This is a genomic window from Streptomyces sp. yr375, from assembly GCF_900110755.1.
Classification (GTDB): domain Bacteria; phylum Actinomycetota; class Actinomycetes; order Streptomycetales; family Streptomycetaceae; genus Streptomyces.
Genome location: NZ_FOFF01000048.1, coordinates 35,713 through 57,297 on the forward strand (window position 1 = coordinate 35,713; position 21,585 = coordinate 57,297).

22 protein-coding genes are annotated in these 21,585 nt (G+C 70.9%); 12 read left to right on the forward strand and 10 right to left on the reverse strand.

All coding sequences use genetic code 11. The annotated features are described in order from the left end of the window. Positions 1 to 43: 43 nt before the first annotated feature. Genes BMZ82_RS41400 through BMZ82_RS42875 form a run of 3 tightly spaced genes read right to left on the reverse strand, consistent with a single transcriptional unit; the run spans position 44 to position 682 of the window. Positions 44 to 184 carry a hypothetical protein gene (locus BMZ82_RS41400; protein WP_218159074.1) on the reverse strand — a complete coding sequence of 47 codons (141 nt, stop codon included), beginning with the start codon at positions 182 to 184 and terminating at the stop codon, positions 44 to 46. Further along, positions 177 to 455 (reverse strand): hypothetical protein, encoded by a 279-nt coding sequence (locus tag BMZ82_RS41405; protein ID WP_218159075.1) that lies wholly within the window; start codon positions 453 to 455, stop codon positions 177 to 179. Before BMZ82_RS41405 ends, BMZ82_RS41400 begins: the two co-directional genes overlap by 8 nt. Continuing rightward, a complete protein-coding gene (locus BMZ82_RS42875; protein WP_218159076.1) occupies positions 419 to 682 on the reverse strand; it encodes an alcohol dehydrogenase catalytic domain-containing protein in 264 nt (87 codons plus the stop codon). Before BMZ82_RS42875 ends, BMZ82_RS41405 begins: the two co-directional genes overlap by 37 nt. Positions 683 to 804: 122 nt before the next feature. Here BMZ82_RS42875 and BMZ82_RS32295 point away from each other — a divergent pair, with 122 nt between their 5' ends. Beyond that, positions 805 to 1,404, forward strand: coding sequence for a TetR/AcrR family transcriptional regulator (locus BMZ82_RS32295; protein ID WP_093780949.1), 600 nt, complete (start codon positions 805 to 807; stop codon positions 1,402 to 1,404). A 10-nt stretch (positions 1,405 to 1,414) separates the two neighbouring features. On the opposite strand, the gene BMZ82_RS32300 is transcribed toward BMZ82_RS32295, so the two are convergent. Together BMZ82_RS32300 and BMZ82_RS32305 are read right to left on the reverse strand one after the other, a co-directional pair. Next, positions 1,415 to 2,251, reverse strand: a complete 837-nt coding sequence (locus BMZ82_RS32300) for a patatin-like phospholipase family protein (RefSeq protein WP_093780950.1) — start codon at positions 2,249 to 2,251, stop codon at positions 1,415 to 1,417. Positions 2,252 to 2,306: 55 nt separating this feature from the next. Next, positions 2,307 to 2,624, reverse strand: coding sequence for a PLD nuclease N-terminal domain-containing protein (locus BMZ82_RS32305; protein WP_093780951.1), 318 nt, complete (start codon positions 2,622 to 2,624; stop codon positions 2,307 to 2,309). A 187-nt stretch (positions 2,625 to 2,811) separates the two neighbouring features. Between BMZ82_RS32305 and BMZ82_RS41025 the strand changes: the two genes are divergently transcribed. The 5 genes from BMZ82_RS41025 to BMZ82_RS42880 all read left to right on the forward strand — a co-directional run bounded on the left by BMZ82_RS41025 (position 2,812) and on the right by BMZ82_RS42880 (position 6,533). Next, positions 2,812 to 2,988 (forward strand): hypothetical protein, encoded by a 177-nt coding sequence (locus BMZ82_RS41025; RefSeq protein ID WP_093780952.1) that lies wholly within the window; start codon positions 2,812 to 2,814, stop codon positions 2,986 to 2,988. Positions 2,989 to 3,030: 42 nt separating this feature from the next. Then, positions 3,031 to 3,324, forward strand: a complete 294-nt coding sequence (locus tag BMZ82_RS32315; RefSeq protein WP_093780979.1) for a Dabb family protein — start codon at positions 3,031 to 3,033, stop codon at positions 3,322 to 3,324. Positions 3,325 to 3,536: 212 nt separating this feature from the next. Further along, positions 3,537 to 4,511, forward strand: coding sequence for an RNA polymerase sigma factor SigF (locus tag BMZ82_RS32320; RefSeq protein WP_256252235.1), 975 nt, complete (start codon positions 3,537 to 3,539; stop codon positions 4,509 to 4,511). A 330-nt stretch (positions 4,512 to 4,841) separates the two neighbouring features. After that, on the forward strand, positions 4,842 to 5,747 hold the full coding sequence (locus BMZ82_RS32325) for an RNA polymerase sigma factor SigF (protein WP_093780954.1): 906 nt from the start codon (positions 4,842 to 4,844) through the stop codon (positions 5,745 to 5,747). A 378-nt stretch (positions 5,748 to 6,125) separates the two neighbouring features. Then, complete coding sequence (locus BMZ82_RS42880) at positions 6,126 to 6,533, forward strand: hypothetical protein (protein WP_143098945.1); 408 nt, start codon at positions 6,126 to 6,128, stop codon at positions 6,531 to 6,533. 99 nt (positions 6,534 to 6,632) lie between these two features. Here the strand turns inward: BMZ82_RS42880 and BMZ82_RS32335 are convergent, their stop codons facing one another. Then, complete coding sequence (locus tag BMZ82_RS32335) at positions 6,633 to 6,830, reverse strand: hypothetical protein (protein ID WP_093780956.1); 198 nt, start codon at positions 6,828 to 6,830, stop codon at positions 6,633 to 6,635. Positions 6,831 to 7,058: 228 nt separating this feature from the next. Between BMZ82_RS32335 and BMZ82_RS32340 the strand changes: the two genes are divergently transcribed. The 4 genes from BMZ82_RS32340 to BMZ82_RS32355 are packed head-to-tail and all read left to right on the forward strand — an operon-like array spanning position 7,059 to position 11,532. Next, on the forward strand, positions 7,059 to 7,571 hold the full coding sequence (locus BMZ82_RS32340) for a MarR family winged helix-turn-helix transcriptional regulator (RefSeq protein WP_093780957.1): 513 nt from the start codon (positions 7,059 to 7,061) through the stop codon (positions 7,569 to 7,571). A 52-nt stretch (positions 7,572 to 7,623) separates the two neighbouring features. Beyond that, positions 7,624 to 10,146 carry an MFS transporter gene (locus tag BMZ82_RS32345; protein ID WP_093780958.1) on the forward strand — a complete coding sequence of 841 codons (2,523 nt, stop codon included), beginning with the start codon at positions 7,624 to 7,626 and terminating at the stop codon, positions 10,144 to 10,146. Between the two features lie 42 nt (positions 10,147 to 10,188). Continuing rightward, entirely contained in the window at positions 10,189 to 11,010 is an 822-nt protein-coding gene (locus tag BMZ82_RS32350) for a YceI family protein (protein WP_093780959.1), read from the forward strand. 54 nt (positions 11,011 to 11,064) lie between these two features. Next, complete coding sequence (locus BMZ82_RS32355; protein WP_093780960.1) at positions 11,065 to 11,532, forward strand: PPOX class F420-dependent oxidoreductase; 468 nt, start codon at positions 11,065 to 11,067, stop codon at positions 11,530 to 11,532. A 20-nt stretch (positions 11,533 to 11,552) separates the two neighbouring features. On the opposite strand, the gene BMZ82_RS32360 is transcribed toward BMZ82_RS32355, so the two are convergent. Beyond that, on the reverse strand, positions 11,553 to 12,335 hold the full coding sequence (locus tag BMZ82_RS32360) for a TetR/AcrR family transcriptional regulator (protein WP_177244769.1): 783 nt from the start codon (positions 12,333 to 12,335) through the stop codon (positions 11,553 to 11,555). 228 nt (positions 12,336 to 12,563) lie between these two features. Here BMZ82_RS32360 and BMZ82_RS32365 point away from each other — a divergent pair, with 228 nt between their 5' ends. Continuing rightward, a complete protein-coding gene (locus tag BMZ82_RS32365) occupies positions 12,564 to 13,859 on the forward strand; it encodes a glycosyltransferase (protein WP_093780961.1) in 1,296 nt (431 codons plus the stop codon). A gap of 74 nt (positions 13,860 to 13,933) precedes the next feature. Continuing rightward, entirely contained in the window at positions 13,934 to 16,102 is a 2,169-nt protein-coding gene (helR, locus tag BMZ82_RS32370; RefSeq protein ID WP_093780962.1) for an RNA polymerase recycling motor ATPase HelR, read from the forward strand. A gap of 58 nt (positions 16,103 to 16,160) precedes the next feature. Here helR and BMZ82_RS32375 read toward each other — a convergent pair whose 3' ends face one another. From BMZ82_RS32375 to BMZ82_RS32385, 3 genes are all read right to left on the reverse strand, one after another. Then, positions 16,161 to 17,654, reverse strand: a complete 1,494-nt coding sequence (locus tag BMZ82_RS32375; RefSeq protein WP_093780963.1) for an MFS transporter — start codon at positions 17,652 to 17,654, stop codon at positions 16,161 to 16,163. 105 nt (positions 17,655 to 17,759) lie between these two features. Further along, entirely contained in the window at positions 17,760 to 20,030 is a 2,271-nt protein-coding gene (locus tag BMZ82_RS32380; RefSeq protein WP_093780964.1) for a glycosyltransferase family 39 protein, read from the reverse strand. Continuing rightward, positions 20,027 to 21,583 carry a bifunctional glycosyltransferase family 2/GtrA family protein gene (locus BMZ82_RS32385; protein ID WP_093780965.1) on the reverse strand — a complete coding sequence of 519 codons (1,557 nt, stop codon included), beginning with the start codon at positions 21,581 to 21,583 and terminating at the stop codon, positions 20,027 to 20,029. Before BMZ82_RS32385 ends, BMZ82_RS32380 begins: the two co-directional genes overlap by 4 nt. Positions 21,584 to 21,585 lie beyond the last annotated feature (2 nt).

Here is a 21,585-nt window from a genome sequence, read left to right on the forward strand (position 1 = left end):
CTGCGGAAACGCGATCAGGGGGGTGTTTTGCGTGCGGTCGGGGTCACGTGGTCACGACCAGCTCGCCGGTGGTGTGGGTACGGGCGAGGTCCACGTACGCCTGCAGGCCCTCGTCGAGGGGGTATCGGCGGCTGATGGTCGCGGGCAGTCGGCCGGACAGGGCCAGCTCGCCAACCTCATGCATGCCGCCGGACCTTCCTTCGGGCACCCTGCACCACGGCGGTGCCGACCCCGCCGGTCGCGCCCACGACCAGAACGGTCTCGTCCGGCCGCACCTCGGCTGCCCCCATCATCGCCAGCGCGGTCAGGCCGGCGGTCGCCAGTGCTGCCGGGTCCGCCGGCGGCAATCCTGCCGGTCGACGAGCGAGCAGCGGGGTGTTCGCCTCGAAGACCGTGAACTCGGCGAGCGAACCGGTGCTCAGCGAGGGTCGGGTGGCGCGGGGTACCGCGCGCATGGCCCGGGTACCGCTTCGCCGAACACCTCGTCCCCCGCCCGGAAACCGGTGACCCCGGGGCCAGCCTCGGTGACCGTCCCGGCGAAGTCGTTGCCGGGAACGTGGGGGAACTCCAGATCCAGCAGCCCGCGATACTCGCCGCCCGGCAGTCGGATGTCGGTCGGGTTCGGCGACGCTGCGGAGATTCGGACCTGGATCTGCACCGGACCTGGCCTCGGTGTCGGCACCTCCGCCAGCGTGAGCCGTTCCGGCGGGCCGTAGCCGGTCGCGACGACCGCCTTCAGGGATGTCGCTCTCCCTGTACGCCAGACTTAACCTGACCGGGCGGTCAACTTGTTAGGGTGGCGGCATGACAGCCACCCGCCCCCTTCGCGCCGATGCGGCCCGCAACAGGCAGTTGTTGCTGACAGCGGCGTCGCAGGAGTTCGCCGAGCGGGGTTTCGACGTGTCGATCGCGGACATCGCGCGCCGGGCCGGCATCGCCAAGGGCACGGTTTTCCGGCACTTCCCGACCAAGGACGACCTGATCTCGGCGATCATCGTCGACCAGGTCATCGCCCTGACCGAGGTCGGCGAACGCCTGCTGGACGCCCCGGACGCGGGGGCGGCGCTGTTGCAGTTCCTCACCACCGCCGCGCGCGAGCTGCGCCAGCTCGACCTGTCGTTCCTGACCGGCGCCGCGGATCCGGCCGCCGAGGTGGTCGAGACCGAGCAGCGGCTGTACGCCACCATCCACGCCCTGGTGGATCGCGCTCGCGACCAGGGCGACCTGCGGCCCGACATCACGGGGACGGACGTCGTGGCACTGATGTGCGCGCCGAACCACGTGGTGAAATCCCTGCCGGACGCCTCACCCGACCTGTGGCGGCGCTACCTCGGGATCATCTTCGACGGCCTGCGGCCCCAAGGCGCTCATCCCCTCCCGCACCCACCGCCCCTCCCGTTGTGACAACCGTGTCTCAGCGCCAGAGGTCCGCGACCGCTGCGGCGGCCGACCGGCCCTGGGTACGGCCCGCGGCGGCCACCGGGCCACGGCGGGCCGGATCGTACGGGTTGGGACCGATGGCCTCGACGGACTGCTCGTCGGGAGTGATCAGTTCGACCCTCGAGGTGGCTCGCATGGCTTCCACGTCCTGGTGGGCCGACGGTATTCCCCCGTGGCCGTTGGGCATGGGGGCGATGACCAGGACCCGTTCGTAGCCGTCGGCCAGTCGTGCGTTGGCGGCGGAGACCATCCCGGCGTCGATCCATGTCCGCCCGCCGAACAGGACCATCGGCGAGATGCCCGGGACCGCGCCGCTGGCCGAGACGACCTCGGCCAGCGGGTGCCCGCAGGTGTGGTCGAACGCGGTCAGGACGCCGGTGTCGGCATCCGTCGCGGTGACGTGCAGCGTCGCCGGCCACTGCGTGGTGTGGAGCCGCGCCAGCACGGTGCGACGCCGCTCCTCCACGGAGACCTGCGGGGTGAAACGGCGGGCGACGGCCCCGAACGCGGCCCCCACCTGTTCGGGATTGCCCCGCCCTTGGAGGAATGCCCCACCCCAGGCGGCGGTCAGCTCGGAGGACGCCGCGGTGACGGATTCGTCGACGGCGGGCGCCTGCTGGGTCGCGTAGAGCTGTTCGATGTCGGCGCCCGCGGCCAGCGCGGTGCCGACGAAGGAACCGGCCGAGGTCCCGAACACGGCATCGGCCTCCAGATCCACGCCCGCCTCCAGCAGACCGGCCAGCACACCGATCTCCCAGGCGATGCCGGTCACACCTCCGCCGCCCAGAACGATCGCACTGCTTCGCTTCATGGATATCGCTCCCCCTGAGCCCGATGAGTCCGACCCACCAAAACGGACCAAATGGTCATGCTATGTCGGCACGGTAGCCACAAGCGGACCGAGTGGTCAACTTGCCGGGGAGGGAGGACGATCGCCGAGCGCACCCTTCTTCCCAGTCGGTCGAGTCGGTGTAGTCGGCGCAGTCGATGGACTCGGGGCGCTTACCCAGGTAGAGCCAGGCGAGGGCGCCGACGATCGAGGTGCCGAGGATGAAGAGCACCCACAGCAGCTTCGGCAGATAGCGGCAGCGCTCGGCGGGTGTGCGGACGCAGTTGAACAACGCCCCCAGGTTCACCACGGCAACGAGGACCACCGGAACCGCGGTCGGCAGTAGCTCCAGCATGCGTCTTCTCTCCTTCTCACCCGCGTCGCCCGCCTCCCGGCGGCTGCCTTCATCCCTTCATCGGACGAGCACCCCCGATCGGTTCACGAACGCGCCGTCGATGTTCAAAAGCAGTGTGAAAATCGGACGGGCGGTTACACTCACCGCCGGCAACAGGGGCCCAAGTGGGCACAACAGGGGAGGCCAGGTGGCGGTGAACGCCAAGAAGATCGCCGTCTACGTACTCGTGGTCTTCGTGCTCTACGTGATCATCACGGACCCCGCGAAGGCGGCGGACTACGTCCAGATAGGCTTCCAGGGCATATCGGACGCCGCCAAGGCCGTCGGCGACTTCTTCACCTGGCTGGCCGACGGGGCGCACTAGGCGGGGCCGTCACCGAGGCCGTCGTACGCACTGGGAGTGTTCATGATCCGCCATCTGGTCCTTTTCAAGCTCAACGAGGGCGTCGGGCGCGACGATCCGCGGGTCGTGCGGGGCGAGGCGGCCTTCCGGGCACTGGGCGGCCAGATCGACGAACTGCGCTTCTGGGAGCTGGGCTGGAACATCAGCGACCGCCCCATCGCCTACGACTTCGCGATCAACTCGGCGGTCGAGGACGCGGACGCGCTGAAGCGGTATCTCGAGCACCCGGCCCATCAGGCGGGCGTCGCACTGTGGCGGGAGTTCGCCACCTGGGTGGTCGCCGACTACGAGTTCTGAGCCGCCCCACGCGCCGGTACTCGGCAGTACCGAGCCCTCCGCCGGAACGGTGGGGGGCTTTTGCGCGTCCCGATCCAGGATCAATGCCCCAACTTCTCCCTCAACACGGGGTTATGAGGTGCTTGCACACAGTGCACATGTCTTGTGATGCTATGACCGCTTTTGACGGATGAGTTGACCGATGGTGATCTGACGAAGAGGTGGCGTTGACCGTGTCGGCCAGTACTGCGCCGCCTCAGCAAGAGGCACCCCCGGCACCCGCTTCGGCGCCCGCCCTGGAAACCGTCCTGGGAACGGTTCTGGGAACCGTCCCGGAGGCCGCCACACAGACCGCCCCACAGGCCGCGGCGGAGACCGTCCCGGAAGTCGTCCCGGAAGCCGCCTCGGAAGTCGTCCCGGAAACCGTCCCGGCGCCCGAGCGGCGGCGCGGTGCCGACACCCGGGCGCTGACCCAACTGCTCTTCGGCGAGCTCAAGGAGCTCCAGCCGGGCACGCCGGAGCACAACCGGGTGCGCGGGGCGCTCATCGAGGCCAACCTCCCGCTCGTGCGCTACGCGGCCGGGCGTTTCCGCTCCCGCAACGAGCCGATGGAGGACGTCGTCCAGGTCGGCACCATCGGGCTCATCAACGCCATCGACCGCTTCGACCCGGACCGGGGCGTGCAGTTCCCGACGTTCGCGATGCCGACGGTCGTCGGCGAGATCAAGCGATACTTCCGCGACAACGTCCGCACGGTCCACGTACCGCGCCGGTTGCACGAGTTGTGGGTGCAGGTGAACAGCGCGACCGAGGACCTGACGACCGCCTTCGGGCGCACTCCGACCACGGCCGAGATCGCCGAGCGGCTGCGCATCGGCGAGGACGAGGTGCTCTCCTGCATCGAGGCCGGACGGTCGTACCACGCGACGTCCCTGGAAGCCGCCCAGGAGGGCGACGGACTGCCGGGCCTGCTGGACCGCCTCGGCTACGAGGACCCGGCGCTGGACGGCGTCGAGCACCGCGACCTCGTCCGCCACCTCCTGGTCCAACTCCCGGAGCGCGAACAGCGCATCCTGCTGCTGCGCTACTACAGCAACCTGACGCAGTCCCAGATCAGCGCGGAACTCGGCGTGTCCCAGATGCACGTGTCCCGGCTGCTCGCGCGCAGCTTCCAGCGGCTGCGCTCGGCGAACCGCATCGAGGCGTGAGCCGAGCCGGGGGCGTGCCCAGAGGTGCCGGGACACGGTTTCAGGCGTAGCTCGATCGTGGATCGCATGCGCGAGCGAGCTGTCACCTGTAGGAGCGAATCACTCATGAGGGTTCTTCCCGGCTGATCTGCGCTGAAAAACCGTCACACCCCCTCTTTCCAGGGCTGATTCGTCACTGACATGTCGACATGTCACTACAGCGTGTTGCCGACATGTGACATTCTGCCGGAAGCGCGTTTGCCGGGGCTTCGGCTCCGGTATTCAGGTGAAGGCTGACGTTCCTCAAGCGGGAATGTCCGCCGGCCCGTCCCGCGACCCAAAGGGGGTGGCATGTCCGCAGATCAGGGCAGCTCGAAGGTGCTCATGCTCACGAAGAGCGAGTCCGCGCCCGTCGTGCCTGTAGAGCCCGACGTGCTCGACGACGTCACAGCCCCCGAGGCCGCACAGGCCCCGGCTCTCACCACGGCCACGGGGGCCATCGACACCCGCACCCTGTCCCGCTCCCTGTTCCTGCGACTGGCCACGCTCGCCGAGGACAGCCCCGAGCGCGTGTACGTCCGGGACACCCTCATCGAGCTCAACCTCCCCCTCGTGCGCTACGCGGCAGCCCGCTTCCGCTCGCGCAACGAGCCGATGGAGGACATCGTCCAGGTCGGCACCATCGGCCTGATCAAGGCGATCGACCGCTTCGACTGCGAACGCGGCGTGGAGTTCCCGACGTTCGCGATGCCGACGGTCGTGGGCGAGATCAAGCGCTTCTTCCGCGACACGTCGTGGTCGGTGCGCGTGCCGAGGCGACTCCAGGAGCTGCGCCTCGCCCTCACCAAGGCCAGCGACGAGCTGTCCCAGAAGCTGGACCGCTCCCCGACGGTCGCCGAACTGGCCGCCGTCCTGGGCGTGTCGGAAGAGGACGTGGTCGACGGCCTCGCGGTCGGCAACGCGTACACGGCGTCCTCGCTGGACTCCCCGGCACCTGAGGACGACGGCGGCGAAGGCTCCCTGGCCGACCGCCTCGGCTACGAGGACACGGCGCTGGAGGGCGTGGAGTACCGCGAGTCCCTGAAGCCGCTGCTGGCCAAGCTGCCGCCGCGCGAGCGCCGCATCATCATGCTGCGCTTCTTCGCCAACATGACGCAGTCCCAGATCGGCGAGGAGGTCGGCATCTCCCAGATGCACGTGTCACGCCTGCTCACCCGCACGCTGGCCCAGTTGCGCGAGGGCCTGATCTCCGACTAGGGACTTCTTTCCTGACGGTACGTCAGGAACACTGACGCGATGCGAAGTCCGATACGGACATGTGGCCGCCGGGGCGCCTTATGGGGCGCGTCGGCGGCCGCCGTCGTGGTGGGGGTGGGGACTGCGGGGCTGTTGGCCGGGTGCGGGGGCGGCGGCCATGGCGGCGACTACGTCGCGATCGGCGCGGCACCGCCCGGTGCGCGCGCGGGCGGCTCGACGGCTCCGACGGGCGGGGTACGGCTCGTACCGCTGGATGGAGAGACCAACTCCCCTACGGGGAAGCCCTCTTCGGGGGCGACGGCCGCTCCAACCGCCACACCGACTGCGGCTGCGGCTGCGACCGCTGCTACGGCTACGGCTACGGCTACAGAAGTGACCGTGACAGCCACGCCAGGTATCCCGACGCCCACGGCCGCCACGACCGCAACCGCCACGGCATCGCCCACGCCCACGCCCACCGCCACCGCCCCGTCCGCCGGACCGGCCGACCTCGTCGTGAGCGAGCCCGTCCGTGCGGGCACGGATCAACGATGGTGCGAGGACGTCACCCTCACCCTCCACAACTCCGGTGGCGCGGCGGTGCGTTCCGGCACGATCGTCTTCGGGACCCATGTCGTCGACGCGCTCGGCATCGACTGGGCGACCCGCGCGTCGACGGCCCCGCTCCCCACACCGATCGCCGCCGGCACGCGCGAGGTGAAGACCTGGACGGTGTGCGTGGACGCGTGGAGAGTCCCGCTCGGGATGCACATCGAGACGCGGGACGTGTCGGTGCGGTGGGAGTGAGGAGTGAGGAGTGAGGAGTGAGGAGTGAGGAGTGAGGAAGGGTGAGGGACGGGGTTGGGGGATGAGGGTGACGGTCAAGTAGGGGCGCGGGAGGGGGAGTTACTTCAGCGCGAGCCAGGCGACCGCCGCGACGATCACGACGGCGGCGACGATGCCCACGATCAGGCCGATGCGGGGGCCGGCCGGTGCGGGGGCCGGCTGGGCGGCCCGGGGGGCGCCCTCGTCGACGAACGCGCGGAACATCTGGGTGCTGCCTGCGGGGTCGGGGTTGCCCTGGGGGTTCTGGGTGTTGGCCATGGGCCGAGACACTAGCGAAAACGGGCCGGGCGGCCCAAGTGGGGGTTGCCACAGGGATCGTCACGGGGGACGTCGCAGAGGACGTCACAAGGGTCGTCACAGAGGTCGCCACCGAACCCCCTTTGCCAACTTTTTGCGGCCATCGACCCCCCTTTTATTTGCCTGTAGCAACCAACCGGTCCTATGGTTGCCTCAAGCAACAAGTTGGGGTCGAGTTCGGGAGGTGTGATGGCAGCGCAGGCGCAGTACGAGCGGTACGAGGAACTCGCGCGTCAGCTCAGTGCCGTCGGAGCCGTGAAGCGGGAGGTCGCGCGGATCATGCCGACGGACTGTTCCGCCGGATCGGCCGCCGTCCTGGCCCTGCTCGAACAGCACGGCGACATGCGCATGAGCAACCTCTCCGAGCTGCTGGCCGTGGACATGTCGGTGACCAGCCGGTACGCCGCCCATCTCGCCGAGCGCGGCTGGATCGACCGCTCCCCGGACCCGGCGGACAAACGCTCCCGCATCCTGCACCTCACCCCCGAGGGCCGCACCCTGCTCGCCGAGCTGTCCCGGCGCAGCGCCGGCCTGCTGGCGGAGCGGCTGGGCGACTGGACCGACGACGAGGTGAGCCAGTTGATCCGGCTGATGACCCGGCTGCGCGCCAGCTTCGGCGACACCCGGACGACGACTCACCCGCACCCCGCCCGAAGTACCGGAACCACCCGAAGTACCAGCACCACCCGCACACCCGCATAAGCGACGCAGCAGTCTCCCGAGACGCAAGAAGAGACGTAAGAGAAGGAAGTTCATGGCTACGACCACACCGGCCGGTGTGCGGGCTCACGCGAAGCACGGCGGAGGGGCGCACGGCTCCGCCGAGGCCGCTCCGATGACGCACCGGCAGATCATGGAGGCGCTCTCCGGGCTGCTGCTCGGGATGTTCGTGGCGATCCTGTCGTCCACGATCGTCTCGAACGCCCTCCCGGAGATCATCGGCGACCTCGGCGGCGGCCAGTCCGCGTACACCTGGGTGGTGACCGCCACCCTGCTGGCGATGACGGCGACCACCCCCCTCTGGGGCAAGCTCTCCGACCTGTACGACAAGAAGGCGCTCGTCCAGATAGCCCTGGTCATCTACGTCCTGGGCTCCGCGGCCGCCGGCCTCTCGCAGAACTCCGGCATGCTGATCGCCTGCCGGGTCGTGCAGGGCGTCGGCGTGGGCGGGCTCTCCGCGCTCGCGCAGATCGTGATGGCCGCGATGATCTCGCCGCGTGAGCGCGGGCGTTACTCCGGCTACCTCGGCGCGACCTTCGCCGTGGCGACCGTCGGCGGTCCGCTGCTCGGCGGTGTCATCACCGACACGAGCTGGCTCGGCTGGCGCTGGTGCTTCTACGTCGGCGTGCCCTTCGCCGTCATCGCGCTGATCGTGCTCCAGAAGACCCTGCACCTGCCGGTCGTGAAGCGGGACGTCAAGGTCGACTGGGCCGGCGCGTTCTTCATCTCGGCGGCGGTCTCGCTGCTGCTGGTGTGGGTCACCTTCGCGGGTGACAAGTACGACTGGCTGTCGTGGCAGACGTACACGATGGTGGCCGGTTCGGTGCTGCTCGCGCTCGTCTTCGTGTTCGTCGAGTCGCGCGCCGCCGAGCCGATCATCCCGCTGCGCCTGTTCCGCAACCGGACGATCACGCTCTCCTCCATCGCCTCGATGTTCGTCGGCGTCGCGATGTTCTCCGGCACTGTGTTCTTCGCCCAGTACTTCCAACTGGCGCGGGACAAGTCGCCGACCATGTCGGGCGTCATGACGATCCCGATGATCGGCGGTCTGTTCGTCTCCTCCACCGTCTCCGGGCAGTTCATCACCCGCACCGGCAAGTGGAAGGCCTGGCTGGTCAGCGGCGGTGTGCTCATCACGGCCGGGCTCGGGATGCTGGGCACCATCCGCTACGACACGGAGTACTGGAAGACCGCCGTCTTCATGGCGCTGCTGGGTCTCGGCATCGGCATGATGATGCAGAACCTGGTGCTGTCCACGCAGAACCAGGTGGACCCGCGGGATCTCGGCTCGGCCAGCTCGACCGTCACCTTCTTCCGGTCCCTCGGCGGTGCGATGGGCGTCTCGGCGCTCGGCGCGGTCATGGCCCACCGGATCACCGACTACGCCAAGGACGGCATCGCCGGTCTCGGCCCCCAGTACGCCTCCCTCGCGTCCGGTTCGGGCTCCTCCAGCGAGATCCCGGACATGGACAAGCTGCCCGCGCCGCTGCGCACGGTCATGGAGAGCGCGTACGGCCACGGCATCGCGGACGTCTTCCTGATCGCCTCGGCCCTGGCCCTGCTCGCCTTCCTGATCACCCTGTTCATCAAGGAGGTCCCGTTGCGGACCAAGTCCATGGGCGCGATGGCGCAGACGGCTGCCGAGGAGACCACCCCGGCGGCGAGCGCGGCGGCCCCGAGCACGCAGGTCCCGAGCTGGGCCGACGTCACGGTCGAGGCACCCCAGGCACAGGCACCCCAGGCACAGGCACTTCAGGCAGAGGCACTTCAGGCAGAGGCACCCCAGGGCTCCTCGGGCGGCATTCCGGTCCACGGGCACGTCCGTGGTGCGGAGAGCGCGCCCGTCCCGCAGGCCGCCGTCACGCTGATCTCGCTCGCCGGGCGGCAGCTCGGCCGGTCGGTCGCGCAGGCCGACGGCTCCTACACGCTGGACGCGCCGGGTACGGGTTCGTACGTGCTGATCGCCGCCGCGGACGGGTTCCAGCCGCAGGCCTCCACCGTCGTCGTGAACGGCGAGCCGGTCGCGTACGACATCCTGCTCAGCGGGACCAGCGGGCTCAGCGGTGTGGTGCGCGCCGCCGGGTCGGGCGACGGAGTCAACGGCGCGATGGTGATCGTCGCCGATGTGCGTGGCGATCTGCTGGCCACCGCCGCCACCGGTGAGCAGGGGGAGTTCTCCTTCGCGGAGCTGGTGCCGGGTGCCGTGACCGTCGCGGTGAACGCCGTCGGGTTCCGGCCGCGCGCGCTGCCCGTCGAGATCGGCGCGACGGGCGTGACCCGCGCGGACGTCGTCCTCGAGGCGGGCGCGCGGCTCCAGGGCGTCGTCCGGGCCCCGCACGGTCCGCTGGGCGACGCGCGGGTGACGCTCGTGGACGCGGCCGGCAACGTCGTCGGCACGGCCACCACCGGCGTCGACGGGGCGTACGCCTTCGCCGACCTCGACGGCGGCGAGTACACGGTCATCGCGACCGGCTACCCGCCGGTGGCCACCGCGCTGACCGTCGCGGGCGCCGGCGTCGACGGCCACGACATCGAACTCGCCCACTCCGGCGAGTAGTACGCACTGAGATCGAACAGACGGAACTGACATGGAACTGACATGGCACTGACCGCGAGGATCCGCACCAGGGACGGCTGGGCCGTGTCGCACGCGGTCGTCACGGTGACCGACATGACGGGCGCCCAGGTGCTGCGGGCGGAGGCGGACGACGAGGGGGCCGTCCGGGACGCGACCGAGCTGGCGCCCGGCCCGTACACGGTGATCATCACCGCCGTCGGGTACGCGCCCGCCGCGTCCACCGCGATCGTCACGGCGAGCGGCCGGGCGGCGGTCGGCACCGTGACCCTGGCCCGGCAGGGCGGCGCGGAGCTGCCCCCGCCCGGCCCGTGGACCGTCGACCCGGCGCACTCCACGGTCGGCGCGGTCGCCCAGCACCTGGGCATCTCCAGCGTGCGCGGCCGGTTCACAAACTTCACGGCGGCCGTCGAGATCGCCCCGGACGACGTCACCAAGTCCCGCGTGGAGACGGTGATCCGGGCGGCGTCCATCGACACCGGCAACGACATGCGCGACACCCACCTGCGCTCGTCGGACTTCCTGGACGTCGAGACGTACCCGGAGATCACCTACCGCTCGACCGGCCTGACGGTGGCGGGCCCCGACCGCTGGACGGTCCACGGCGAGCTGACCATGCGCGGTGTCGTACGCCCCGTCGACCTGGACCTCGCCTACCTCGGCACCGGCGCGGACCCGTGGGGCGGCACCCGCGCCGCGTTCCGCGCGACGGCGGAACTGCGCCGCGAGGACTTCGCGATGGACTACAACCAGGTCGTCCAGGCCGGCATCGCCGCCATCGGTACGACCCTCAAGGTCGAACTGGACGTCCAGGCGGTGCAGGGGGACGCCCTGCCGCAGCCGTAGGCATGTCGCGGTCGTAGGCACGGGGAGCCGGGTGGTGCCGCCTAGGCTGGGCGCATGGCACCGAACATCGCTACGAACACCAAGGTCTCGCTGGACGAGCTGCTGGACTTCGTCCGCCCCCGGCATCACGCGATCCTGCTGACCCGGCGGGGCGACGGCGGGCCCCAGGCGTCGCCGCTGACCTGCGGGGTCGACGACGCGGGGCGCATCGTCGTCTCCACCTACCCCGAGCGGGCGAAGACCCGTAACGCCAAGCGGGACGAGCGGGTGAGCCTGCTCGTCCTCAGCGACGACTGGAACGGGCCCTGGGTCCAGATCGACGGCACCGCCGAGGTCGTCGACGCGCCGGACTCCGTCGAGCCGCTCGTGGAGTACTACCGCAACATCGCCGGCGAGCACCCCGACTGGGACGAGTACCGGCAGGCCATGCTGAAGCAGGGCAAGTCGATCATCCGGGTCACTCCGGAGCGGTGGGGTCCGGTGGCGACCGGCGGATTCCCGGCCCGGCTGGTCCAGGACTAGAAGCGGGGCCGAAGGGTGGGCTAACCGCGTTTCACCATCGCCTCGATGCCCGCCACCAGCAGGTCCAGGGCGAAGGTGAAGTCGCGGTCCATCATCTCGGCGACCGTGTCGCCGCCGCGGGCCGCCATCAGGTTCTTGGACTGCGCGACGATCTCCGCGGTCTGCGGGGCCTCGGCGCTCGCGCTCAGGGCGTGCTGGAAGTACTCGTCCGGGGTCAGACCGGTGTCGGCGACGCGCGTGAAGAAGTGGCCCTCGATCGTGCCGTAGCCGTACACGAACTGGAAGACGGCCGAGATCGCGCCGGTGATGCCGCGCGCGGGCAGCCCGGTGCGCAGCACGGTCTCCTGGACCGTGCGGGAGAACCTCAGGGAGTTCGGGCCGAGGTTGAGGTAGGTGCCGGCGAGCGGCGACAGCCAGGCGTGCCGGACCAGCAGCCGCCGGTAGACCGTGGCCAGCGTGCGCAGTTGCTCGCGCCAGTCCGCGCCCTCGTCCCGCGGGTCGGGCAGTTCCTCGAGTTCGCCGTAGACCCGGTCGAGGGCGAGTTCGAGGAGGTCGTCCTTGGTGTCGACGTACCAGTACACGGACATCGCCGTCACGTTCAGCTCGGCGGCCAGCCGGCGCATGGAGAATTTGGTCAGCCCCTCGGCGTCCAGCAGGCGCACGGTGACCTCGGTGATCCGGTCCAGATCGAGCCCGGAGGGCTGCTTGCCGCCCCGCCCACGCCGACGCGCCTTGCCCTCCAGCCACACGCTGTGCCGCGCGGCGTCCTTGGCGGTCCCGGCGTCCTTGGCGGTCTCGGCCATGGCAGGGGCACCTTCCTCACGTCGCGGTAACTGGGTCGCGGTAGCTGGGAAGAATGCTAGGCCTGACGGCGGAGGCGGCGGAAAGCGGGGAAAAAAGCAAAGGCAAGGAGGTCACGCGCTCCTTGCCACTCTCAACTTATAGCGCAGTGGGGGGCTTGCGGCAAGGCCCCCGTAGTGCCGCAGAATCTCCCGCCTGAGCCGGAATCTGCGGAAAACGGGGTCGTGGGAATGCGTGTGCTGTTGACGACGTACGGGTCGCGCGGGGACGTCGAGCCGCTGGCGGGACTGGCGGCGGCGGTGCGGGAACTCGGCGCGCAGGTGCGGGTGTGCGCGCCGCCGGACGGGGAGTTCGAGGAGTTGGTGACGGGCGTCGGCGCGGAGTTCGTGCCGTTCGGGCGGTCGGTGCGCGAGCTGGTGACCGGGGTGGCTCCGGTGTCGGCGGATGACGTGCCCCGGTTCGCGGCCGAGCTGGTCGCCGCGCGGTTCGACACGGTCGCCGCGGCGGCCGAGGGATGCGACGTGGTGGTGGCGACCGGCCTGCTGCCGGTCGGCACCCGGTCGGTGGCCGAGCTGCGGGGCATCCCCTACGTGTACGCGTGCTTCCATCCGTGCGAGCTGCCGTCGCCGCACTACCTGCCGTCGGCGGCGCGGCCGGGGCCGCCGTTCCCGCCGGGCGTGACCGACAACCGGGTGCTGTGGGACCTGGACGCCCGGAAGGTGGACGCGCTGTACGGCGACGCCCTCAACAGCCACCTGGCGGCGCTCGGCCTGCCACCGGTGACCGGCGTCCGCGACCACGTCTTCACCGGGCAGCCGTGGCTGGCGGCCGACCCGGTCCTCGGCCCGTGGCAGGACCTGACCGACCTCGACGTCGTACAGACCGGCGCGTGGCTCCTGCCGGACCAACGCCCGCTCCCCGCCGACCTGTCGGCGTTCCTGGAGGCCGGCGCGCCGCCGGTGTACGTCGGCTTCGGCAGCATGCCGATGCGCGGCGCGCCGGACGTCGCCCGGGTGGCCGTCGAGGCGGTGCGCGCGCAGGGCCGACGCGTGGTCGTGGGGAGCGGCTGGGCGGGGCTGGGCCTCACCGACGTGGGCCCGGTCGACGGGGACCGGATCGACGGGGACCGGGACGACTGTTTCGTCGTCGGCGAGGTGAATCAGCAGCGGTTGTTCGGGCGGGTGGCGGCCGTCGTGCACCACGGCGGCGCGGGGACGACGACCACGGCCGCGCGGGCCGGTGCGCCCCAGGTGGTCGTCCCGCAGCTCGTGGACCAGCCGCGCTGGGCCGAGCGGGTCGCCGAGCTGGGCATCGGCGCGGCGCACGACGGTCCGACGCCGACCTTCGCGTCCCTGTCGGCCGCGCTGACGACGGCCCTCGCCGACGAGACCCGCGCCCGCGCGACCACCGTGGCCGCCATGATCCGCACCGACGGAGCGGAGGTGGCCGCGCGGCTGCTGTTCGACGTCGTCGGCCGGAGCCCGGAAGGGCCGGTCGGGTCGGTCGCGTCGGTCAGGTCGGCGTGAGGCCTGTCACGCCGGTCCCGCCGCCTCCCGTCACGTGCAATGGTCGTAAGCGACCTCATATCGGAGCTGATGCAGTGAACCCCCTGACCACCAGCGCGTTCGACCTTCCCGAGCGCCTGTCCGCCAAGGCCGACCCGGCGCTGATCGCCGCCGACCAGCAGCACTTCGCGGCGATCGCCGAGTGCCTGGAGGAGGCGATCGCCGAGCTGACCGACCGCCTCGACGCCGAGCGCAGGGCGCCCGGCGGCATCGGCCGGGCGGCGATGGACCGGGACATGGAGATCCACCGGCTGACCGGCCGACTGCGCGCTCTGCGCCGCTTCGGGCTGGACCTGTGCCTGGGGCACATGGTCGGCGCGGACGGCTCCGAGCCGCTCTACGTCGGGCGGCTCGGCCTCACCGACAGCGAGGGGCGCCGGCTGCTGCTCGACTGGCGCTCGCCCGCCGCCGAGCCGTTCTTCGGGGCCACCCACGCCAACCCGATGGGGCTGGCGAGCCGCCGCCGCTACCGCTGGACCGGCGGCCGGATCAGCGACTACTGGGACGAGGTGTTCACCTCGGACGGGTTCGCCGGGCACGCCGCGCTCGACGACCAGTCCGCGTTCATCGCCAGCCTCGGCGGCAACCGGTCGGACCGGATGCGGGACGTGCTCGGCACCATCCAGGCCGACCAGGACGCCGTCATCCGCGCGGGCTCGCGCGGCGCGCTCGTCGTCGACGGCGGCCCCGGCACGGGCAAGACCGTCGTCGCCCTGCACCGCTCCGCCTACCTGCTGTACTCCGACCCGCGCCTCGGGCATCGCCGGGGCAGCGTGCTGTTCGTCGGACCGAGCCGGCCCTACCTGGGCTACGTCGCCGACGTGCTGCCCAGTCTGGGGGAGGAGGGCGTGCAGACGTGCACCCTGCGCGACCTCGTCGCCGAGGGCGCTTCGGCGGCGGTCGAGGCCGATCCGGAGGTGGCCCGGCTGAAGTCGTCCGCGCACCTGGTGCGGGCGATCGAGAAAGCCGTCCGGTTCTACGAGGATCCGCCCACCGAGGGGATGACGGTCACCACGCACTGGTCCGACGTCCGGCTGACCGCCGACGACTGGGCCGCGGCGTTCGACGCGGCGGAACCCGGCACTCCGCACAACGACGCGCGCGAGCAGGTCTGGGAGGAGCTGCTCACGATCGTGATGGACAAGCACGAGAGCGTGCACGACGGCGACGACGTCCCGCCCGTCCTGCTGCGCAAGTCGCTGCTCCAGAACAGGGAGCTGCTCACCGCGTTCAACCGCGCGTGGCCGCTGCTCGCCGCGCCCGACCTCGTCTCGGACCTGTGGTCGGTCCCCGCCTACCTGCGGATGTGCGCTCCCTGGCTCGACCGGGACGAGGTGGCGCGGCTCCAGCGCGCGGACGCGCAGGCCTGGACGGTGTCCGACCTGCCGCTGCTGGACGCGGCGCGGCAGCGGCTCGGCGACCCGGAGGCGGCCCGCCGTCAGCGCCGTCAGAAGGCCGCGCTCGCCGCCGAACGCGCCCGCCGCGACGACGTCATCGACAGCCTGCTGCAGAACGTCGAGATCGACGAGAGCGAGGGCGCGATGGGGATGCTGCACGGGCAGGACCTGCGGGACACCCTGGTCGACGAGAGCGCCCTGACGCGTATCGAACCGGACCTGCTCGTCGGCCCGTTCGCGCACGTCGTCGTGGACGAGGCCCAGGAACTGACCGACGCGGAGTGGCAGATGCTGCTGCTGCGGTGCCCGTCCCGCAGCTTCACCATCGTCGGCGACCGCGCCCAGGCCCGGCACGGGTTCACGGAGTCGTGGCGGGAACGGCTGGAGCGGGTCGGCTTCGACCGGATCAACCTGGCGTCCCTGAGCATCAACTACCGCACGCCGGAAGAGATCATGACGGAGGCCGAGCCGGTCATCCGCGCCGTCCTGCCGGACGCCAACGTGCCCACGTCCATCCGCAGCGGCGGTGTCCCCGTCGTCCACGGGTCGGTCACGGAGCTGGACTCGATCCTCGACACCTGGCTCGCGGCGCATGCCGACGGGGTCGCGTGCGTCATCGGCGACCCGACGTTCCGGGCGACGGCCCGCGTACGGTCATTGACGCCGGAGCTGTCGAAGGGGCTTGAGTTCGACCTGGTCGTGCTCGTCGACCCGGAGGGGTTCGGCGAGGGGATCGAGGGGGCCGTCGACCGTTACGTCGCGATGACTCGGGCCACGCAGCAGCTCGTCGTGCTCACCGGCTCGTGACCGGCTCCTGACGGGGTGAGGGGCCCGGCACGAACACCGACCGGGCCCCCTCGCCCCCTCAGGCGGCCAGCACCGCCGACTCCTCCCCCGTCTCCCCCTTCTCCTGCTTCTCCGCTCTGCGGAGCAAGGCCGCCGCCAGCACCCCGCCCGCCAGCACGGCCGTCGCCCCCAGCAACTGGCTGGTCTCCAGCCCGGCGGCGAACGAGTCGACCAGGCGGGCCTTCTCCGTCGCCGAGTCCGTCGCGGCCAACGCCACCGGCAGGGACTCCGCCGCGAACCGCGAGGTCAGCACCGCGCCCAGCACGGCGACCCCCAGCCCGGTGCCGAACTCCCCCAGCGTGCCGTTGATCCCCGCGCCCACCCCCGCCTTCGCCGGCGGTATGGAACTCATGATCGCGTGGGCCATCGCCGGGCTGGCGACCGCGGTGCCCACGCCGATGAGGACGAGCCCGGCCAGCATCCCGGCGTACCCGTCGGCGGCGAGCGTGGCGATGGACACCAGGCCGCCCGCCATCACCACCATCCCCACCAGCACCGACAGCGGCCCGCCGAGCCTGGTCAGCACCTTGGCCGACAGCCCGGTGAAGTTGAGGGCCACGACGGTCAGCGCCAGCGGCGCGGTGCGCAGGCCGGCCTCCAGAGGGCCGTATCCGAGGACGAATTGCAGGTGCTGGGTGAGCAGGAACAGCGCGCCGCCCATCCCGAAGGTGACCAGCACCGCGCCGGCCACCGCGCCCGTGAACCGGCGGTCGCGGAAGAACGCCAGGTCGAGCATGGGGTACGGAATCCTGCTCTCCCAGTAGGCGAACAGCGCGAGGACGACGACCGCCACGCCCGCGCTGACCGCCACCCGCGGCGACGTCCAGCCGTGCGCCGGACCGGAGATGATCGCGAAGACCAGCGAGGCCATGCCGACCGTGGAGAGGAACGCGCCGAGCAGGTCGGGCCGGTCGCCCTGCGGACTCTTCGACTCCGGGACCAACGCGACCACGGCCACCAGCCCCAGCGCGACCACCGGCAGGTTGATCAGGAAGATCGCGCCCCACCAGAAGTGGTTCAGCACGAAGCCGCCTATGAGCGGACCGGTCGCGAAGCCCAGCGAGTTCACCGCGGCCCAGATGCCGATCGCCTTCGGCTGCTCCTCGGGCGCGAAGATCTGCATGGCCACGGCGAGCGTGGTGGTGAACAACAGCGCCCCGCCGACGCCCATGCCGGCCCGCGCCGCGATCAACTGGGCGGTGGTGTCGGCGAGTCCGGCCACCAGCGACCCGACACCGAACAGCGCGAGTCCCGCGACCAGCATCTTCTTACGGCCATAGCGGTCGGCGGCGCTGCCCGCGGTGAGCAGCAGCCCGGACTGGACCAGCGAGTACGCGTTGATCATCCACTGGATGTCGGAGGTGGTGGCGTCCAACTCCCGGGTGAGGGAGGGGATAGCGACGTTCAGGACGGTGTTGTCGAGCAGCACGGTGAGCTGCGCGAGGCAGATCACGCCGAGGATCAGCCAGCGTTGGGGGTGGATCTGGGGGTGGGTCTGGGGGGACGTCGTCATGCTGTACACCGTAGAAGAGTTCCCATACGGCGTACAACAGAAATACGGGTAAGGGGCGGCGACCATGGGTCACCGCCCCTTACCCGGCTGCTCAGAGCACCGCCGTCAGCTACTCGCCTTCTGCGTCAGGTCGTAGAAGGTGGACGAACCCACCGTCACCTTCTTGTAGTTGGCCTCGACCCAGGAGCTGATCTGCGAGGACGTACCGCTGCTGCTACTGCCGCCGCCCATGCCGCCGCCGGAGGAGCCGCTGCTGATGAAGTAGTGGATCTTTCCTTCCGCCACGTACTTCTTGAACTGCGCCAGCGTCGGGGACGGGTCGGTGCCGTTGAAGCCGCCGATCGCCATCACCGCGTCGCCCGTGGCGAGTTGGTAGCTCGCGGCGTTCTGGGCGCCGATCGCGGCGGCGACCCAGGTGTAGTCCCCGGCGTTCGCGTCCAGCAGCTTCTTGGCCGCGTCGGAGACCGACGCGCCGTTGAGCAGCCCGCCGACACCGCCACCACCGCCGCCGCCCATACCCCCACCGTCACCGGTCTGGCCGCCGGGCATACCGCCCTGCGTGTTGCCGTTGCCGTTCTGCGTGTTGCCGTTGCCGTTCTGCTGGTTCTGGCCGCCGGTGCCCCCGCCGGGGAAGCCGCCGGTGCCGCCGCCCTGCTGGTTCTGGCCCTGGCCCTGGCCTTGACCCTGACCCTGGTTTTGCGTGTTGCCGTTGCCGTTCTGGTTCTGGCCGCCGGGGCCGCCGCCGTTGCCGCCGAAGCCGCCCCGGCCACCGCCACCGCCGCCACCGGGACCGCCGCCGCCCATCATGCTCGCGCCGGCCGGACCGGCGGTCACGATGGAACCGGTGTGGCCCTCCTGGAGCGTGCTGATCGTGTACGCCGTCGGTCCGGCCAGCGCGGCCACCAGGCCCACCGAGGCCGCCGCGAGGGCGAGTTGGCGGTTGAGGCGACCCGCGAAGGTCAGGCCGAGCGCGGCGGTCAGGCCGCCGATCAGGACCAGCCACTTCAGCCAGGGCAGGTAGTCGGAGGTGCGGTTGAGCAGGACGTACGACCAGCCGGCCGCCGCGACGACCGAGGCCGCGAGGGTGATCGAGGCCCACAGCTCGGACCGCTTCTCCCACAGCAGACCGGCGCCCATGCCGATCACGGCCGCCATGTAGGGGGCCAGGGCCACCGTGTAGTACTGGTGGAAGATGCCCGCCATGTAGCTGAAGACGACCATGGTGATCAGCAGCGAGCCGCCCCAGACCAGGAACAGACCGCGGGTCGTCGACGTCCGCTTGAGCTTGCGGGTGGCGATCAGGCCGCCGATCAGCAGGACCAGCGCGGCCGGCAGCAGCCAGGAGATCTGGCCGCCGATCTCGGAGTTGAACATCCGGTCCCAGCCGGTCTCGCCCCACTGCCCGGTGCCGCCTCCGCCACCGCCACCGCCGACGCTGCCGGTCTCCTCGCCGTTGAGGCGGCCGAGACCGTTGTAGCCGAAGGTCAGCTCCAGGAAGGAGTTGTTCTGCGAGCCGCCGATGTAGGGGCGGGAGGACGCCGGCCACAGTTCGACGATCGCGACCCACCAGCCACCGGACACGATCAACGCGCCCGTCGCGACGGCCAGTTGACCGAGCCGCTTCTTCACCGACACCGGCGCGCAGACCGCGTAGACGATCGCGAGCGGCGGGAGGATGAGGAACGCCTGGAGCGTCTTGGCGAGGAACGCGAAGCCGATCGCGACCCCGGCCCACACCAGCCACTTCGTCCGGCCGTCCTCCAGCGCGCGGGCCACCATGTAGCAGGCCACGGCCATCAGCAGGGCCAGCATCGCGTCCGGGTTGTTGAACCGGAACATCAGCGCGGCGACGGGGGTGAGCGCCAGCACGGCGCCCGCGATCAGACCGGCGGCGGGGCTGAACCGGCGGCGCACGGAGGCATAGACGACGGCGACCGAGCCGACGCCCATCAGCACCTCGGGCACCAGGATCGCCCACGAGTTCAGGCCGAAGATCTTCACCGACAGCGCCATCGGCCACAGCGCGGCCGGGGGCTTGTCGACGGTGATGGCGTTGCCCGCGTCCAGCGAGCCGAAGAACATCGCCTTCCAGCTCTCGCTGCCGGCCTGGACGGCCGCCGAGTAGAAGGAGTTGGCGTACCCGGAGGCGCTCAGGTTGTAGAGGTAGAGGAGCAGGGTCGCGGCCAGCAGGCCGAGGAAGGCCGGGCGCGCCCAGCGGGGGTCCTCGGGGCGGCCGCGCCAGAGTCTGCGGACGAAGGGCTGCTTCGGCTCACCCGAGTCGGGCGCCGCGGCGGCCGGCTCCCGGGAGGCCGCGGGCGCGTCGGCCGGCGGTGTGTCCCAGGCGGTGGCCGTCGTCTGGTCGAGGTGCGTGGTCATCGGGTTTCCCCCGCGTCGGTGTCGTGGGGGCGCACGGGCTGCATCCGCATGGTGGCGTCCCTCCAGGTACCGTCCGCGGCTTCACCGGCGCGGAACTGAGTCGTGTCGTACGGGTTGTTGTGCGTGCTGTGGCTGCTGTGCGTGCTGTGGGCGCTGCTCTGCTGGTGGTTGACGTGGCGCTGCGGCAGCGGCTGCGCCGCGAAGGGGCCGCCGGCCTGCGAAGACGCGGTCGCGTACGGCGTCGTACAAGGCGCTGGAGCGGGGACGGTCGCCGGGGCGGCCGGAGACTGGGCCTCCGCCGGATCGTCGCCGTCCCGCCGGTCGGAGAACACCCACACGCGGAAGAGGAGGAAGCGCAGCACCGTCGCCGCGAGGTTGGCGGCGACGAGGACCGCCAGTTCGGTGGAGTGCGCGGGCTGGGAGGTGGCCGCGTTGAGCGCCGCGAGCGAGCCGCTGGTCAGCGCGAGGCCGATGCCGAAGACGACCAGGCCCTGTGCCTGGTGCTTGACGGCCCCGCCCCGGCCCCGTACGCCGAAGGTCAGCCGCCGGTTGGCGGCGGTGTTGGCGACGGCGGACACCAGCAGGGCGAGCGCGTTGGCCACCTGCGAGCCGCTGAACTGGCGGAAGCCGCTGTACAGGAGCAGGTAGAAGAGGGTGGACAGGCCGCCGACGACACAGAAGCCGACGAGCTGGCGGGCCAGGCCCTTGGGCACGTCCTGGATCTCGCGGTCGCGCGGATCGTCGCCGAACGGACGGGTGAGCCGGTCGAGGGACAGCGAACCGGTGGCCAGTGCCTTGCCCACGCGCCACACCCCTTTCAGGTCGTCGGTCGCCGTCTTCACGATGTGCACCGTGGAGTTCGGGTCGTCGACCCAGTCGACCGGCACCTCATGGATACGGAGCCCGGCACGTTCGGCGAGCACCAGCATCTCAGTGTCGAAGAACCAGCCGGTGTCTTCCACCAACGGGAGCAGAACTTGTGCGACGTCACGCCGGATCGCCTTGAACCCGCACTGCGCGTCCGAGAAGCGGGCCTGGAGCGAGCCGCGCAGGATCAGGTTGTAGGCGCGGCTGATGAACTCCCGCTTGGTGCCCCGTACGACCCGGGAGCTACGGGCGAGCCGGGAGCCGATCGCCAGGTCGGAGTGGCCGGAGATCAGCGGTGCCACCAGCGGCAGCAGCGCGTTCAGGTCGGTGGACAGGTCCACGTCCATGTACGCGAGGATCGGGGCGTCCGAGGCCGACCAGACGGTCCGCAGCGCACGGCCGCGGCCCTTCTGCTCCAGCCGGAAGGACTTGACCTCCGGGATCCGCGCCTCCAGCAGCCGCGCGACCTCGGGGGTGGTGTCCGTCGACGCGTTGTCGGCGATGGTGATGCGGAAGGGGTAGGGGAACGTACGCGCCAGGTGGTCGTGCAGTCTGCGGACGCACGGCTGGAGGTCCTTCTCCTCGTTGTAGACGGGGATCACTACGTCCAGGACAGGCGTACCGGCTGCCGCGGCCGGGAGGTGCTCCCGCGCCGGCAGGGTGCCGGGAGAAGAGTCGGTTCGCATGT

Coding starts and splice junctions, on each gene's coding strand:
- BMZ82_RS41400 (WP_218159074.1), bottom strand. CDS start 184: ATGCATGAGGTTGGCGAGCTGGCCCTGTCCGGCCGACTGCCCGCGACC.
- BMZ82_RS41405 (WP_218159075.1), bottom strand. CDS start 455: ATGCGCGCGGTACCCCGCGCCACCCGACCCTCGCTGAGCACCGGTTCG.
- BMZ82_RS32295 (WP_093780949.1), top strand. CDS start 805: ATGACAGCCACCCGCCCCCTTCGCGCCGATGCGGCCCGCAACAGGCAG.
- BMZ82_RS32300 (WP_093780950.1), bottom strand. CDS start 2,251: ATGAAGCGAAGCAGTGCGATCGTTCTGGGCGGCGGAGGTGTGACCGGC.
- BMZ82_RS32305 (WP_093780951.1), bottom strand. CDS start 2,624: ATGCTGGAGCTACTGCCGACCGCGGTTCCGGTGGTCCTCGTTGCCGTG.
- BMZ82_RS32315 (WP_093780979.1), top strand. CDS start 3,031: ATGATCCGCCATCTGGTCCTTTTCAAGCTCAACGAGGGCGTCGGGCGC.
- BMZ82_RS32325 (WP_093780954.1), top strand. CDS start 4,842: ATGTCCGCAGATCAGGGCAGCTCGAAGGTGCTCATGCTCACGAAGAGC.
- BMZ82_RS32335 (WP_093780956.1), bottom strand. CDS start 6,830: ATGGCCAACACCCAGAACCCCCAGGGCAACCCCGACCCCGCAGGCAGC.
- BMZ82_RS32340 (WP_093780957.1), top strand. CDS start 7,059: ATGGCAGCGCAGGCGCAGTACGAGCGGTACGAGGAACTCGCGCGTCAG.
- BMZ82_RS32345 (WP_093780958.1), top strand. CDS start 7,624: ATGGCTACGACCACACCGGCCGGTGTGCGGGCTCACGCGAAGCACGGC.
- BMZ82_RS32350 (WP_093780959.1), top strand. CDS start 10,189: ATGGCACTGACCGCGAGGATCCGCACCAGGGACGGCTGGGCCGTGTCG.
- BMZ82_RS32355 (WP_093780960.1), top strand. CDS start 11,065: ATGGCACCGAACATCGCTACGAACACCAAGGTCTCGCTGGACGAGCTG.
- BMZ82_RS32360 (WP_177244769.1), bottom strand. CDS start 12,335: ATGGCCGAGACCGCCAAGGACGCCGGGACCGCCAAGGACGCCGCGCGG.
- BMZ82_RS32365 (WP_093780961.1), top strand. CDS start 12,564: ATGCGTGTGCTGTTGACGACGTACGGGTCGCGCGGGGACGTCGAGCCG.
- BMZ82_RS32375 (WP_093780963.1), bottom strand. CDS start 17,654: ATGACGACGTCCCCCCAGACCCACCCCCAGATCCACCCCCAACGCTGG.
- BMZ82_RS32380 (WP_093780964.1), bottom strand. CDS start 20,030: ATGACCACGCACCTCGACCAGACGACGGCCACCGCCTGGGACACACCG.
- BMZ82_RS32385 (WP_093780965.1), bottom strand. CDS start 21,583: ATGCGAACCGACTCTTCTCCCGGCACCCTGCCGGCGCGGGAGCACCTC.